The sequence below is a fragment of the Parashewanella curva genome (genome assembly GCF_003675895.1).
Taxonomy (GTDB): Bacteria; Pseudomonadota; Gammaproteobacteria; order Enterobacterales; family Shewanellaceae; genus Parashewanella; species Parashewanella curva.
Genome location: NZ_ML014775.1, coordinates 1 through 15,045, shown reverse-complemented (window position 1 = coordinate 15,045; position 15,045 = coordinate 1). Strand labels below are relative to the sequence as shown.

Below are 15,045 nucleotides of genomic sequence, written 5' to 3'. Positions count from 1 at the left end.
CTCTCTAGCAATTAACATATATTTAGATTTATTTACAACTGCCTTGCTACGAGATAATGTCGGTAATGATTGCGAAATAACAGTAGGTTTTAACGAGCAGTCATTGCCGAAGGAAGCTCTTATCGCTAAATCAATATAAAATTCCAAAAATCATTGGCGCCAACAGTTCGTCGCTTTTTTGAAGGCAGTAAATCATTATGGCAACAGCTAAAGTCAGCTCAAGTTCTTTACCACAACGTGTTTTTCGTAATGACCGTGTACAAGCCTATTCAGCACATGAAAGCCTTAAAGACCCTGCCAAAAGAGCCAAAACTTTCTTTAATCGTTTATTATTCAAATTTTTTAATCCAATATGCCATCCTGAAGCGCGCCTAGTATTTATTGAATTAATTCAAGAGTCCGACCCCAAACGAGCAATTTGGTATTTTCTTAGGTTGCAGCAACTGGCTGACAACAATGCACAATACTTATCATTTGAGCCAGCTAATGACCCGAATGACTCAACATCCGTTTCAGATTCATTATCTTCCCATACTGACCATATGATTAGCTGTGTATTTCATGTAAAACCCAACCCACAATTTACAGGAGAGAAATTCTTTACTGTTAACGCCCAATTTGATCATAATTTTCAAGATCAAGTTCAAGAAGTATTTGCAGAGATGGAAGCAGAATTATGCGTATCTAAATCTTATGATTCCATCCCTAAAGGCTTAAAAATAACAGACCAAACGAAATTAACAGCACTGTTAACGGATCTATACAAAGCTACAACCCCTCATGAAGTTATACGAGTACTGCGCAATCTCAATGAAGTCATAGAACATTTCCAATTTGAAATAATCTTACTTTCAAGTTCAAAACCCTCCGGCAAAGCTCAGTGGCAACTTAAGGGTGTTGACCGAACACCAGATAAAAAAAGAGAAAATAAATCTTATTTTGAGATACTGCCTTTTATGGATGCTCCGGAAGCAGTATGGAAAAAAGAGCAAAAAGTGTCCGAATTTATTACTAACTTGAAGCAAGCAAGAATCATCTATCCCAACAAACATTCTGATGTCGTGACTATGATCAGGAGCTTTACTTTTACTAGTGACTTACAACAAAAACTATGGTTAAAACCAAAACTGGTAAGAGCGCTTTCTGGAATAGAAGGTGCAAACTTTAGGGTACTCCCTCACCCTTTACTAACAACTCCAGAGGGAAAAACTATTCAAGATCAACCAATGACGCTTTGCATTGGTGAATATCAGCTCACTTCAGATCATGAAACCGCTGTATTAGCAGAGAAACATGTCCCACAGATGTTTGATTCATCAATCAGTAAAGCTAACTCACCACAACTAATACGAGAAAACCCAGCTATTGAAAAGGTAGACTTAGCATTAAAAAACAAGCGAATAGCGATTAGAGGTATCAGTAGCGTTATGGGATACCTAGAAACGCTTACTTCACCAGATGAAGACATCTCAATGTTAGTAATCGCTAAAGACGGCTTAAATAGTTATTTAAAGTCTAGAGATGTAGAGCCAGCTTTTAGCAGTAGAGTCATTACAAAAAACAACATTCCACATACGGTATATGAATGCTGTATTGAGGGTACTGACCCGATTGAATTAGTCTGTTGTAAAGGAACAGAAGAAGATCACCTACAACGAATACAAGCGCAAGAAAAAGCTGAAAAAGAAAAGGCTCTGCAAATAACAAAGCGTGCACAGTTTATCGATGACTGCATCAATAAATTGCAAGATGCTGCAATTGCTTTTCATCAATCTTCGCCCAAAGCAGGTCACCCTCTGAGTCTGTTGGAAAAAGAAAAAATTAAAGAGCAATGTATTAGGAGGATTAAAGAAGAAGGAGCCGCAGCTGAACAAAAAGCTTACCTTCAAAGTTTGGCTAAGCTTGTTGTTTATAATCCACAAAAACTAACAAACCATGCCTTACAAGCCATAGGTGAATTCACTCAGTGTCAACACCATTCAATCCATCGGCTTCGTACTTTGGAAAAGCAAATCGAGCTTCCCGCAGAATGTATTTTTCAATCTGATGCAGAAGTTGAAGCAATGTTCGAGAACAAAGATGGCGTCCTAAGAAATTTATATGATGTGGGAGCTCAAGCTGCTATTAAAGTTTTATGCAGCTCAGCTAGTTCAATGGAACAAAGATTAGAAAGTATAAATAGTATACAAACAGGAAAACAACAATTATCAAGAAAACCTGAAGATATTACGGTTGTACTGACCCCTAAGTGTCATATATTGCCCGAAACTGAACATAGTCCTGAATGTAAACAACTTTTCATCGTTATCGAAGTCATTGCACATACTTTGGGCTTATGTACGCCTTTATGCATAATACCTGTTTTGCCCGATTCAGCTGAGCACTCATGGTTAACGACAAATCATCCTGAATTAGCACAGCATGCAAGACTTAGTCAAACCGTTGAAAAGATATATAGCGCTCAGCAGCAGCTAGCAAAAATACAATCAGAAATAAAACATATTGAACACACTTTATCTCACCAAGAAGCAGAACTGAAATTAAAACAAAATGCATGGAAGCTTGCCAATCATGATCAGATCAAGGCCTCTGAGTTAACCTCAAAACAACTTTCTGAATACTGGCCAAAGTATCAAGACCAACTCACAGAAATAAAAGATTCTCAACTAACTGTAGAGCCAATTTGCGATGCAATAGTCGCCAAAGCAAATCAACGCCATCAAGAAATATTTGCCCCATTAGCAAATTTAAATATTGATGAATTAAAGCAAGAAAACTTCTATCAATTAAAACAAATGGCTGAAGAACACATTGAGCAGCTAAGGCAAACTAGAGCATTACGGATTGCCACTCTAAAAGAACAAGGGGTAGACTTAAAACAACTAACAGTACAGTGGATGTCAACAACCGAGAAAGCACTTCTCGTAAAATTATCACGTGTAAAAATACAGCTTGATAAAGCTGAAGCACAAGATTCATCTGAAGCTACCTTGAATGCTATTAAAGCTTTATATCAACAATTAGTTATTGCAGAATCAAAAAGCAATCAAGTTCCAAAAGTCATTGAAGAATTTAAACAATTATTCAATAGTACAACGCAAGAACTACAACAGATCTCATGGATTACAGCGGAAAGTCTTATCTCTCAAATTACAAATACCAATGATGCAACGTTACCTACGACATACCTTGACCTGACTGAACGCTTTAAACAATTTAAATTTATGGCTCAACTCCTTTCACATATAGAAATACTTCATAGATGTATGAAACTTGGAGAAGAAAAGCTCGTGCTTCCTCAGCCTTGGCATAATCTAAAGCAATTGCACCTGCAAATACTGGGAACGGTATTGAATATAACAAAGTTAATGAAAAGGCATCGAGAAGCGGTTGAGCAAGATGCAAGATTAAGCACAATAGAAACAGATTCACTAGCCCAGAAGAAAACTCAATTAGAAAAAGAAAAAGAATATCAAATAGAACAAATAGAGCTACTTAAGCTTCAAGCCGAAAGTGAAGCCGTAAAACAAAATCAAAGCAATACTGAACAACTTGTGCGACTACGTAATGTACTAAACCAAAAAGTGGATAAAGCCGTAGGACACGACCTCGAGTTTACCCCTAGTGATTTTTACAAACAGCTTGGGCAAGAATACGACCCAATTTTGGCTCCAGCTTATGTTGTATAGTTAAATCAACATAAAATGATGCACTAAGCTGGAGTTAAAACGGCTCATTACCACACTGCCAACATATTTCAAATGTTGCTTCATTAGGCTCACCACAATCGCGGCACACCCAAGGTGAGCCTTGTTGCTGAGTTGATTCTAAAACTTCTTTTCCTTTAGCAAGGTTTTCTGCTTCCACCCATAGCTCAACCAAGGCAACATCAGCAGCGAGTTCCCCCATCGCTCCAAGTAATGCTTCACCTCTTACTTCAGCATCAATCCCTTGAGTTTGCAATAATCCTTTTAAGGCATGTATGGCCAAGCTGTTGTCTTTACATAATAAGTGCATATTCGACATATTCAATCACCCAATAAAAAAGCCACCTCAAGGTGGCTTTACAGTATCAAGTTTTCACTATTGATAAAAGCAATTAAGGCATCATCGAAGGCTGATCTGCACCTTCTTTTTCAATCTCAACTGGCATCATGTGGTCACGGCTAATACCCAAACGGATAGCCAAGTAACTTGCCACATAAATCGACGAGTAAGTACCCACCATGATACCCATTAGCAAGGCTGTTGCGAAACCGTGGATCATGCTACCGCCTTTAAGGAACAAGGCAACAACCGTGATCAAGGTCGTCAACGTGGTGATAATGGTACGGCTCATGGTTTGAGTAATCGACGCATTCACGATATCGCTTGGTGAACCCTTACGCATTTTAAGGAAGTTCTCACGAATACGATCATACACAACGATGGTATCGTTAAGTGAGTAACCGACAACCGTCAGCAGACCAGCAAGCACTGTTAGGTCAAACTCAAGTTGTAATATAGAGAACACACCCAGCGTTACGATAACATCGTGCGCCAATGCGGCTACAGAGCCCATTGCTAAGCGCCACTCAAATCGGAACGACACATACACAAGGATACAAATTAACGCCACTAGAACCGCTAATCCGCCCTGCTCTGCCAGTTCTTTACCGACTTGAGGACCAACAAACTCAACACGCTTTTGCACTACGTCTTTGTCAACTTGACGCGCAGCATCCATCACTAGATTTACTTGATCGTCACTTTTAACGCCTTCTTTTACTTGAAGACGAATAAGTACGTCACGAGTCGAACCAAAGTTCTGAATAACCGCACCAGATAAACTGTCGTGATCTAAATCAGCACGTAAGCTTTCAAGGTTTGGTGCATGTTCGAACTCAAGTTCAACAACCGTACCTCCAGTGAAGTCTAATCCCCAGTTAATACCTTTAGTCGCTAAAGAGGCAAGTGAACCCAGCACCAGTACCATAGAAAGAATACTGATAGGTACAGCGTGACGTAAGAAATTGACTGTGCCTTTAAATGATAAAATCTGAAACATAATCAATCTCTCCCTAGATAGACAACTTCTTGATGCGCTTGCCGCCCCAAAGAGCGTTCACAATCGCACGAGTACCAACAATCGAGGTAAACATAGAAGTTGCAATACCTATCATCAGCGTTACCGCAAAGCCTTTAACCGCACCAGTACCGATAGCAAATAGGATAAGCGCCGTAATAAAGGTGGTAATGTTCGCATCGGCAATGGTTGAGAATGCGTTACCATAACCTTCATGAATCGCCTGCTGAACACTACGACCCGCTCGTAACTCTTCGCGAATACGTTCATAAATCAGCACGTTGCCGTCTACCGCCATACCAACAGTCAGCACCATACCGGCAATACCCGGTAGCGTCAGTACCGCACTTAGCATCGACATAACCGCCACAACCATGATGAGGTTGAAGCTCAAGGCTAGGTTAGCGATAAAGCCGAAAGCACGGTAATAAATCAGCATGAACACCAATACGATAGCCATACCGTAAATCATCGCACTTAAACCGTTTTGAATATTCTCAGCACCAAGACTAGGGCCAATGGTACGTTCTTCAACAATCGAAACTGGGGCAATCAAAGCACCAGCACGAAGAAGTAAAGCAAGCTCTTGTGACTCAACCTGAGTTAAGCCGTTGATCACAAAGTTACGGCCAAGGCGCTGCTGAATTGTCGCCACAGAAATCACTTCTGCGGTTTTATCCAACTTCACGCTACCATCAGGATTACGCTTACCTTTATCCTTGTATTCGATAAATAGGGTCGCCATTGGCTTACCGACATTATCTTTGGTGGCATTTGAGAATATATTACCGCCTTTTGCATCTAAGCCGATACTCACTTGTGGACGAGAATATTCATCAAAGCTTGGTTGTGCGTCAGTAATATAGTTACCGGTTAGGATAACCTTTTTCTTAAGCACAACTGGCTCACCACTACGGCGGTAGTAAAGCACAGAACCAGCTGGAACATGACCGCGAACCGCACGACCAACGTCAGCGTTTTGGTCAACCATATGAAGCTCGATAGACGCCGTAGCACCAAGGATTTCCTTAGCACGAGCGGTATCTTGAACACCCGGTAACTCAACGATGATGCGATCTGCACCTTGACGTTGTACCACTGGCTCAGCAACACCTAGTTGGTTAACACGGTTACGAATGGTGGTCATGTTTTGAGAAACCGCATCATTCTTAACTTGCTTGATGTACTCCTCGCTCATTACCGCTAAAAGCATTTGCTGAGAATCAGTTGATACATCAGTAAATACCATTTCGTTATTAGTGCGTTTTAATAGGAATTCAGCTTTAGAAAGGGCTTCTTCATTGCGGAATTTGATTTCAATGCCACGAGACTTGATTTTGATACCAGAGTAACGAATACGCTCTTTACGAAGTTGGCTACGGAAGTCGGCCACCTTGGCTTCTTCCATCTTGCGGATCGCTTCGCTCATATCCACTTCCATTAAGAAGTGAACACCACCACGTAAATCCAAACCCAGCTTCATCGGTGCACCGCCTAAATCGGCTAACCAATCAGGGGTTGCAGGAGCAAGGTTTAACGCTACGGTATATTTGTCGCCAAGCTGGCTAGAAATTAACTCTTTGGCTTTGAGCTGATCGTCGGCATGAGCCAAACGGAACAGTAATTGATCATTGGCAAGCTCAGACTTTTTGACATCAATGCCATTGGAGGCAAGTAAGTCGTTTAACTGAGTTTGAGTTGATACATTCACCTCAGCAAAGCGACTACCCGCCACTTGAACAGCAGGGTCTTCACCAAAGATGTTAGGTAAAGCATAGAAGCCCCCGATGATGAGTACAATCACCACCATCAGGTTCTTCCAAATTGGATACTTGTTTAACACGTTAAGCCTCCAGGCTTACAGCGATTCAATCGAGCCTTTTGGCAATACTGCTGTAATGTAGTCCTTTTTAATAGTGATTTGTGTAGACTGGTTCAAATCAAGTAGAACATAGTCGTTTTCATCACTGATTTTTGCAATCTTACCTAGCACACCACCATTAGTAAGGACTTCATCACCTTTAGATAGTGAAGACATTAGGCTTTTGTGCTCTTTTACACGCTTGCTTTGTGGACGGAAGATCATGAAGTAGAAGATCAAACCAAAAACAACCAGCATGAATACCAGTTCCATGGTTCCACCTTGTTGAGCGCCTGGAGCACCAGCTGCATATGCATTTGAAATAAACATAGTTCTCTCTTTTAGTTATTTAATAATTTGCTAAAACAATAGCTTGCTAAATCTCGCCATATCTATCGCAATAAACATGGCGCTTAGCTCTATTTAATCTCAGTCTTTCAGCTCAGGCACTTCTTTGCCTTGAGCGGTATAGAACTCGTGAACGAAGTCATCTAATGTACCCGCATCAATAGCATCACGCAAACCTTCCATTAACATTTGATAGTAACGTAGGTTGTGAATGGTGTTTAAACGAGCACCTAAGATTTCTCCACACTTATCTAAATGATATAGATATGCACGAGAATAATTTTTACAAGTGTAACAGTCACATTTTTCATCTAATGGCGACGTATCTTCACGATGTTTTGCGTTACGGATCTTAATGACACCTGTACTGGTGAACAAATGACCGTTACGAGCATTACGGGTTGGCATTACGCAGTCGAACATATCAACACCACGACGAACGCCTTCAACCAAATCTTCTGGCTTACCAACGCCCATTAAGTAACGTGGCTTGTCTTCAGGGATTTGTGGGCAAACGTGCTCAAGAATGCGGTGCATATCTGGCTTAGGCTCACCAACGGCAAGACCACCAATGGCGTAACCATCAAAGCCAATATCAACCAAGCCTTTTAATGACTCATCACGCAAGTCTTCGTAAACACTGCCTTGGATAATACCAAATAGGTTATTTGGGTTTTCTAGACGATCAAACTCATCACGTGAACGCTGTGCCCAACGCAGAGACATCTGCATCGACTTACGCGCTTCATCGTGAGTGGCTGGATATGGTGTACATTCATCGAAAATCATTACGACATCTGAGCCCAATGAATACTGGATTTGCATCGATTTTTCAGCATCCATAAAGATCTTGCTGCCATCGATTGGAGAGCGGAAATGCACGCCCTCTTCAGTGATTTTACGAATATCACCCAAGCTGAATACTTGGAAACCGCCTGAATCGGTAAGAATTGGACGCTGCCAGTTCATAAAATCATGTAAGTCACCATGCTTACGCATGATTTCTTCACCCGGACGAAGCCATAAGTGGAAAGTGTTACCCAACAGAATATCGGCACCTGTCGCACGTACTTCTTCTGGAGTCATACCTTTAACCGTACCGTAAGTACCTACTGGCATGAATGCTGGTGTTTCAACGGTTCCGCGTTCAAATTTCAAACGACCGCGACGTGCGCGACCAACTGTTTTATCTAATTCAAATTTCATTATTACCTCATGCCAGAAAAACAGTCTGGCGGTTTTGTTTGGATAACTGCCTTATGCAGTTATCGTATGATTTTTTAAAGCAAAACTTCTTCGAAGTTTAAAAAGTCGTGGTATGGCATACCACACCGCCAAAAGGGGATGCCTCCAGCTGCCTCCCCTTTTGAATCCCCTGAGCCGCCCCAACAAGGCTAAGCGTTTCAGGTCTTATTGAATAAATGTCTAACGATTTCGATGGGCATCCATGCCCCCGAAATCTAGCCTGACATCCTTGTCAGGCTCACGTCATTTTATATTCAAACGACCTTCAACAGCTTTGAAGGGGGTACGGTTCCATCTTCGATTCAACAGTTTTTTGCTTCACTGTATGTAAACTTTCTATAACTGGAAAAAGCTAAATAACTAACTACTTTCCTTTTCTCGTAATAAACATCGCATCACCATAGCTAAAGAATCGGTATTTTTCTTCGATAGCATGTTGGTATGCGCTCATCACTGGTTGCTTACCTGCAAACGCGCTGATCAACATGATTAGCGTTGACTCAGGTAAGTGAAAGTTGGTGACCATAGCATCAACCACAAAGAACTCATATCCCGGATAGATGAAAATGTCGGTGTCAGCACTAAACGGTGCTATCTCGCCTTCATTGGCTTTAGCAGCACTTTCTAGTGAACGTACTGAAGTCGTACCAACCGCAATCACTCGCTTACCCGCAGCTTTGGTTTGCTTAATTTGTTCAACCACATCAGAGGGTACATTCGCCCACTCTGAGTGCATAACATGATCTTCAATGTCATCAACTCGCACAGGCTGGAAGGTGCCTGCGCCCACATGCAAAGTGACAAATGCAGTATTGACACCTTTGGCTTTTAGCTTTGCTAGCGTTTCATCATCAAAATGCAAACCTGCTGTAGGCGCTGCAACCGCCCCCGGATTTTCGTTATAAACGGTTTGATAGCGCTCTTTATCTGAATCTTCATCGGGTCTATCAATGTAGGGAGGAAGTGGCATGTGGCCGATTTCTTCCAACACTTCTAATACTGTTCGATCAGATAAAAGCTCTAGTTCGAATAAAGCTTCCTGTCTTGCCAACATTTTCATTTGATAATCGTTATCCAAATGAATAATGGCATCCACTTTTGGCGATTTAGAACTGCGAACGTGGGCTAGAATGCGTTTGTCATCCAACATACGCTCAACCAAGATTTCTAGCTTGCCACCTGTAGCCTTTTGACCAAACAAACGTGCAGGGATAACTCGAGTATTGTTAAATACCATCAAGTCACCAGCTTCGATAAAGTCAATCAGATCGGTAAAGCACTTATCATGTACTTCACCTGAATTGCCATCTAAAGTAAGTAACCTTGAAGCCGTACGCTCTTTGGTTGGGTAACGAGCTATAAGCTCATCAGGAAGATCAAAAGAAAAATCAGCTACACGCATCAAACAGCCTCTAAAAAGCCAAGCCAAATAAGGGCGCGTATTATACGCTAACCGAGGTTAGAACTGAAACATCTACAGAAAGGCTTTTTAAATTTACAAAGAAAAGATAGTGATCATCTATTTCTTTTTACATTGATCGTAGGGCTTTTGGATATGATCGCGAAAATTAGGGTTCACGTTTAATTGAGAATAATCAAAAGGAGCAAGTTTGATCTCTTCAATAGGGATTTCAACGTACATTTTTATACGCTCAGGCTGCTTTTCTTTCTTTTTAAAAAGGCGTTTAAACCAATCGAACATGTTAGAATTCCATTTTTACTTTATTATTATAAGGTTACTGATACAGCCTAAATCAGCATATTTTCATGAGCGCTATAATACCTTTGCATTACAATATTGCAACAATTTGTTTCAATCTGTATCTACAGATTAATTTTGAAATAGGAATTAAATGAAGTTGGTCTTATGAAAAAAAGCCATGGTACATTTTTTATGAATCTTAAACGCATTCCATTTATTTCCGCTAGCTCCAGTTCATTCTCTTGGAAAAAAGCTGTTCGAGATGTTGTCATACTTTCAGCAATAGTCTTGGGAGTCAGTTACTACTTACATTCAGATATGGCTCCAGGTGAAGCGCCTATACTCTCAGGTATCACCACTCAAGGAAAAACCATTTCATTAGCCGATAAGCCCAAAGAACCGACACTGGTTTATTTTTGGGGAACTTGGTGTGGTTACTGCTCTTTTACTTCACCAATGGTAGAAAATGTTGCCAAAGATCACCCTGTTATTTCAGTGGCAATCGCTTCTGGTACTAACTTGGAAATTAATCAACATATGCAAGATAAAGGGCTAGCGTTTCCAGTAATCAATGACTCCACCAGCCACATTACTAACCGCTGGGGAGCTTCAGGTGTTCCCGCTATATTTATCATTGATACAGATGGCAACATAGCAGCAAAAACCACAGGACCGACTTCAGAGTGGGGACTTAGACTCAGATTATGGTGGGCAAGCTTATAGTGACTTTTGCTCCGTTATCTGAGTTCGAAAAATCAAGTTTTCCATTATGGAGCTCAATAATTTGTCGACAAAAGAACAATCCTAATCCTTGACCATCTTTTTTAGTGGTATACAAAGGTACAGAAAGATTATCGATGTTGCTAAATCCAATACCATCATCAGCTAACTCGATGATCTGCAAAGAACCTTGACTCAGAATGTTAATTTGGAGCTTTTGAGCTTGAGCCTGTTTAGCATTTTTCATCAGATTTTCTAACACTTGCTCAAATAAGATTGGATCAGCAAAGATACTGGCGTTTCCAGCCGTATGACAGTCAATGCCCTGCTCTATCGATAATTGCTGACAAACATTCTGAACATCAAACCACGATGGTTTGATCTGTTGAGTTTTATTTAACCGAGTGTAAGTACCGATAAACTCTAATAAACTCTCGCTTCTACTTTTAACTCTTTGCAGAACTTCTCTCGCAAGGGACTCAGAAAAAGAGTCACTACTTAGTAATGTATCGGCCATCGAAGCCATTGGAGTCAGCGAGTTATTGAGTTCATGGGATAAGATTCGAATGGTGTCTGTTTGAGTTTTAAGCTTTTGATTTTTTAATGACTGCTCAATATCGTGAAATAGAATTAAATCTTGTTGCTTAAACCTTACATTTTGAAGCGACCAATGAGCTGCCAGCTGCTCATTATTGTACTGCCCCTGACGTTTATAAAAACTTAAGTCACTGATTTTCATTCCTATCAGTATTGGAGAAGAAAATAACTGTAGTAACGCCTGATTGAAAAATACTATTTTTTCCTGTTTATCGAACATTAACACTGGATATTGCCATTCACTCAGAATACTTTGTAAAACATCACCTTCTGGAGTTTGAGCCGAATAGAGGTCTTGTTGTAACAGCTGAGACACCTCAGCGAAGGGAGAATTTGGATTGTCAAAATTCAGAGTAATATTTTGCTTTTCTTGTTTTCGTAATTGAATAAATGACTTGAGCTGTTCGAAAGGTTCGACATTTTTTTTATAAAAATGAAAGCTCAAGTAAGCACACACAAAACACGCCGCCATTGCGCTCGTTAAGGTTAGCAATAAATCTTGTTTAAGTAAGTAAATCGGCCAACAAAGTAGCGCCGTAATCAAACAAGAGACCAAAGCTAGCCCTAACTTCCACTGCTGCTGATAACTCATTCTATTCCCGCCAAATCATGCTTTTCTAAACGGCGATACAAGGCATTTCTGGAGATTCCCAATGATTTAGCAGCCACAGAGATTTGCCCTTGATGCTGTTCAAGCGCATTAATGATTCTTTGTTTTTCTAGTTCATCTAGAGATAAATTAGGCACCTCTTCTGTACTTTGTTTGCTAACTTTAACTAATTGCAAATGCTCAGGGTTAATATCTGCCCCCATAGATAATAACAAGGCTCTTTCCATCGCATGACTTAACTCCCTCACATTACCTTGCCAATCATGTTGAAGCAGTATTTGTTTTGTTGATGGAGAAAGCAAAGGTATTTCTTTTTGATATTTATCCGCAAATTTAGCTAACAGGCTATTGGCTAAAGGTAAGATATCGTCTTTTCTGTCCCTTAAAGGTGGAATGGTAATGGTGAAGGTATTAATTCGATAATACAGATCTTGTCTAAACTGCCCTTGTTCTATGGCATCAGCTAAATCTTGATTAGTGGCTGATATCAAGCGAACGTTAGCTTGCAGATTTTGCTCTGCGCCTAATTGAGTAAAGCTTCCATTTTCTAAAACTTGCAGCAATTTCGGCTGTAAGTGGAATGGCAATGTACCAATTTCATCTAAAAACAAAGTGCCCTTTTCTGCTCGTAAAAACGCCCCTTTTCTATCTTGCTTAGCATCGGTGAATGCGCCTTTTTTATGTCCAAATAGCTCACTTTCAAACAAGGTTTCGGGTATTGCTGCCATATTTAAGGCTTCAAAAGCTTGAGCATTTCTTTGGCTTAACTCATGTATTCGTTTTGCGAGTAATGACTTTCCTGTTCCATTCTCACCCAGAATTAAAATATTGGCGTCAGTCATTGCTAAGTTTTGAATGAGCTGTTCGATATGCTGCATTGGCTCAGATTCGGCAACCCAATCTAACGATTGCGAACGATCAGACTGAACGTAAATATGCTGATTTATCTTGTTAAGCAATCCAGCTTTTTTCCAAGGTTTCTCGATAAAATTAACAGCACCTAATTGTAACCCTTGAACCACCAACTCTGTATTTGCCCAAGCCGTCATTAATATCACTTTTCGCCCAAGTGGAACTAATTGCTTGAGTAAAGCAATTCCTTCTTTACCAGAAGTAGTGTCTTGAGTGAAATTAAGATCGAGCAAAATTAAATCAGGGCTGACACGTTCGAGTAACTGCAAGCATTGTTTAGGCGAGTCAGCCTCAAAAACTTGGCAACCAGTTTGTGAAAGTAGTAATGACAATGCAAAGCGAATATCGGCATCATCATCAACAATTAATATTTTCTTTTGCATCATGCGATTTTTCTATTTCCATGCCCTAATTTTTTAGAGGTTAATCAAAGAGCAATAGTGTGGACGTCAACAGAAGCGCACGTCTGATAGGCAGGACGCCTGAATACCGTGAAGCACATGGATGTGCGAGAACGGCCATGTGCTCACGACCGTGACATCCTGTTACGGACGGTTGACTTATCACACTATTGCTCTTATCTATATCCTGTCATTTATCAAGGACTATACTAACTCTTATTACAATTCCCTTAGTGCCTGCATGGGTTCAGCATTAATAACTCGCCAAACTACCCAGCATACAGCTGTCATCACAATACTAACTAAAATCATTGAAAAGAACACTAAGGCATCCCAAGAAAATTCAGGCAATACATTGACTTGCCGTTGGATCAGAAAATAAATCAACGCAGAAACAATAATAGAAAATGCGAATGTCACGACAAGTAAGCCACTGAACTCTGATAGTGTCTTTTTAAGCAAACTCTTTCTGGTTGCTCCCGTCGCCATTCGTATCGCTAATTCAAAACGTTTAATTTCGGCAAAACTGAACGCCATACCACTACTGCCAAATGCAGCTAACGCTAGGGTTAAACAAGATAGAGCAATAATGAAGTAATACTGCAGACGTTTATCTAACGTTGCTTTGTAATATTCTTGTTGAACATCAAAAGACTTAACTTTTTCAATATCTGGATGACCGTTATTGATGATTTTTTCGAGTTCAGCGACATCAAAACTTTTTCCATCAGATATTCGCATGACAAAACTGATATCAGAAGAGTTAATATCATCCACAGAGTACAAGACACCGAAATCACCATCAGGTGCATCTCTAGAATAAGTATTCGCCACGACACCAACAATAATATTACTATTTACTCTGCGTCCTAATACCTCATCTAGAGGTTTACCCTTAGCCAATAATCTTGCAGCTGTTTCATTGATAACAGCACTATTCGCTTGAGTATTGTATTCATCTTCAGTAATACTTCGTCCAGCGAGTAATGGGATCTTAAAATCATCAAAGTATGTATCAGAAAAATCTAGCCTTTTAAATGAGTGGCTTTGATTAGATTCTGAATCCATAGAAATTACATAAGAATAGCTTTGAAAACTGTATGGCGTATTGTTGGTTTTTAATATTTGAATATTTGGATATTTTTCTTTTATTTGAGTAGATAATTCTCGCCAAATTTGACGGTTTTGAACTACTAAGCCTTTTTCCATCTCAAATCGTTTTTGTGCTGTATCTTGCTCCATTGGCGGTAATACTCGGCTATCTTCATAAAAACTGGCTCTAACAATATGAAGATTTCCAGCTTCAAAACCTAAATCGCGATACAAATCTTGGTAAGCCGCTTTAGCTAACATAGCCGATGCCATTAACACGATTGCTGCAGAAGCTAGCTGCAAAACAAAACTTGCTTTATTTAGCCAAGTTAATTTTACAGCAGCGACGCCTTTATTTCCTGACTATAAAGGAACTCGGCCGCAAGCAACCGAGTTTTATTTGAACAGTCCAAGCTGATCTGCACTTTTCTCTTTTTTGTCTAACTCTGCCAACTGTTCTTGAACATACTTTCTGATCACATCTTCAGTTGC

12 protein-coding genes are annotated in these 15,045 nt (G+C 40.2%); 2 read left to right on the top strand and 10 right to left on the bottom strand.

The genetic code is table 11. The features are described 5' to 3' along the window. The first annotated feature begins 197 nt into the window (after positions 1–197). Entirely contained in the window at positions 198–3,689 is a 3,492-nt protein-coding gene (locus D5018_RS10050; RefSeq protein WP_121838872.1) for a hypothetical protein, read from the top strand. Positions 3,690–3,723: 34 nt separating this feature from the next. Here the strand turns inward: D5018_RS10050 and D5018_RS10045 are convergent, their stop codons facing one another. The 7 genes from D5018_RS10045 to D5018_RS10015 form a co-directional block, all read right to left on the bottom strand. Then, positions 3,724–4,026 (bottom strand): putative signal transducing protein, encoded by a 303-nt coding sequence (locus tag D5018_RS10045; protein WP_121838871.1) that lies wholly within the window; start codon positions 4,024–4,026, stop codon positions 3,724–3,726. Between the two features lie 73 nt (positions 4,027–4,099). Next, complete coding sequence (secF, locus tag D5018_RS10040; protein ID WP_121838870.1) at positions 4,100–5,047, bottom strand: protein translocase subunit SecF; 948 nt, start codon at positions 5,045–5,047, stop codon at positions 4,100–4,102. A 13-nt stretch (positions 5,048–5,060) separates the two neighbouring features. Next, positions 5,061–6,908, bottom strand: coding sequence for a protein translocase subunit SecD (secD, locus tag D5018_RS10035; protein WP_121838869.1), 1,848 nt, complete (start codon positions 6,906–6,908; stop codon positions 5,061–5,063). Between the two features lie 15 nt (positions 6,909–6,923). Continuing rightward, positions 6,924–7,256, bottom strand: coding sequence for a preprotein translocase subunit YajC (gene yajC / locus D5018_RS10030; protein ID WP_121838868.1), 333 nt, complete (start codon positions 7,254–7,256; stop codon positions 6,924–6,926). Between the two features lie 99 nt (positions 7,257–7,355). Continuing rightward, positions 7,356–8,480 (bottom strand): tRNA guanosine(34) transglycosylase Tgt, encoded by a 1,125-nt coding sequence (gene tgt / locus D5018_RS10025; protein ID WP_121838867.1) that lies wholly within the window; start codon positions 8,478–8,480, stop codon positions 7,356–7,358. Between the two features lie 403 nt (positions 8,481–8,883). Continuing rightward, complete coding sequence (queA, locus tag D5018_RS10020) at positions 8,884–9,921, bottom strand: tRNA preQ1(34) S-adenosylmethionine ribosyltransferase-isomerase QueA (protein ID WP_121838866.1); 1,038 nt, start codon at positions 9,919–9,921, stop codon at positions 8,884–8,886. 117 nt (positions 9,922–10,038) lie between these two features. Beyond that, positions 10,039–10,221 (bottom strand): hypothetical protein, encoded by a 183-nt coding sequence (locus D5018_RS10015; RefSeq protein ID WP_121838865.1) that lies wholly within the window; start codon positions 10,219–10,221, stop codon positions 10,039–10,041. A 192-nt stretch (positions 10,222–10,413) separates the two neighbouring features. Here D5018_RS10015 and D5018_RS10010 point away from each other — a divergent pair, with 192 nt between their 5' ends. Further along, positions 10,414–10,944: a protein disulfide oxidoreductase gene (locus D5018_RS10010; RefSeq protein ID WP_165905039.1), complete on the top strand. Its 531-nt coding sequence runs from the start codon at positions 10,414–10,416 to the stop codon at positions 10,942–10,944. Here D5018_RS10010 and D5018_RS10005 read toward each other — a convergent pair. The 3 genes from D5018_RS10005 to D5018_RS09995 all read right to left on the bottom strand — a co-directional run bounded on the left by D5018_RS10005 (position 10,919) and on the right by D5018_RS09995 (position 14,856). Then, positions 10,919–12,130, bottom strand: coding sequence for a sensor histidine kinase (locus D5018_RS10005; RefSeq protein WP_121838863.1), 1,212 nt, complete (start codon positions 12,128–12,130; stop codon positions 10,919–10,921). The genes D5018_RS10010 and D5018_RS10005 overlap by 26 nt on opposite strands. Further along, complete coding sequence (locus D5018_RS10000; RefSeq protein WP_243637420.1) at positions 12,127–13,446, bottom strand: sigma-54-dependent transcriptional regulator; 1,320 nt, start codon at positions 13,444–13,446, stop codon at positions 12,127–12,129. Before D5018_RS10000 ends, D5018_RS10005 begins: the two co-directional genes overlap by 4 nt. A gap of 234 nt (positions 13,447–13,680) precedes the next feature. Beyond that, positions 13,681–14,856 carry an ABC transporter permease gene (locus D5018_RS09995; RefSeq protein WP_121838862.1) on the bottom strand — a complete coding sequence of 392 codons (1,176 nt, stop codon included), beginning with the start codon at positions 14,854–14,856 and terminating at the stop codon, positions 13,681–13,683. Between the last annotated feature and the right edge of the window lie 189 nt (positions 14,857–15,045).

Coding starts and splice junctions, on each gene's coding strand:
- yajC (WP_121838868.1), bottom strand. CDS start 7,256: ATGTTTATTTCAAATGCATATGCAGCTGGTGCTCCAGGCGCTCAACAA.
- D5018_RS10045 (WP_121838871.1), bottom strand. CDS start 4,026: ATGTCGAATATGCACTTATTATGTAAAGACAACAGCTTGGCCATACAT.
- D5018_RS10000 (WP_243637420.1), bottom strand. CDS start 13,446: ATGATGCAAAAGAAAATATTAATTGTTGATGATGATGCCGATATTCGC.
- queA (WP_121838866.1), bottom strand. CDS start 9,921: ATGCGTGTAGCTGATTTTTCTTTTGATCTTCCTGATGAGCTTATAGCT.
- tgt (WP_121838867.1), bottom strand. CDS start 8,480: ATGAAATTTGAATTAGATAAAACAGTTGGTCGCGCACGTCGCGGTCGT.
- D5018_RS10015 (WP_121838865.1), bottom strand. CDS start 10,221: ATGTTCGATTGGTTTAAACGCCTTTTTAAAAAGAAAGAAAAGCAGCCT.
- secF (WP_121838870.1), bottom strand. CDS start 5,047: ATGTTTCAGATTTTATCATTTAAAGGCACAGTCAATTTCTTACGTCAC.
- D5018_RS10010 (WP_165905039.1), top strand. CDS start 10,414: ATGAATCTTAAACGCATTCCATTTATTTCCGCTAGCTCCAGTTCATTC.
- D5018_RS10050 (WP_121838872.1), top strand. CDS start 198: ATGGCAACAGCTAAAGTCAGCTCAAGTTCTTTACCACAACGTGTTTTT.
- D5018_RS10005 (WP_121838863.1), bottom strand. CDS start 12,130: ATGAGTTATCAGCAGCAGTGGAAGTTAGGGCTAGCTTTGGTCTCTTGT.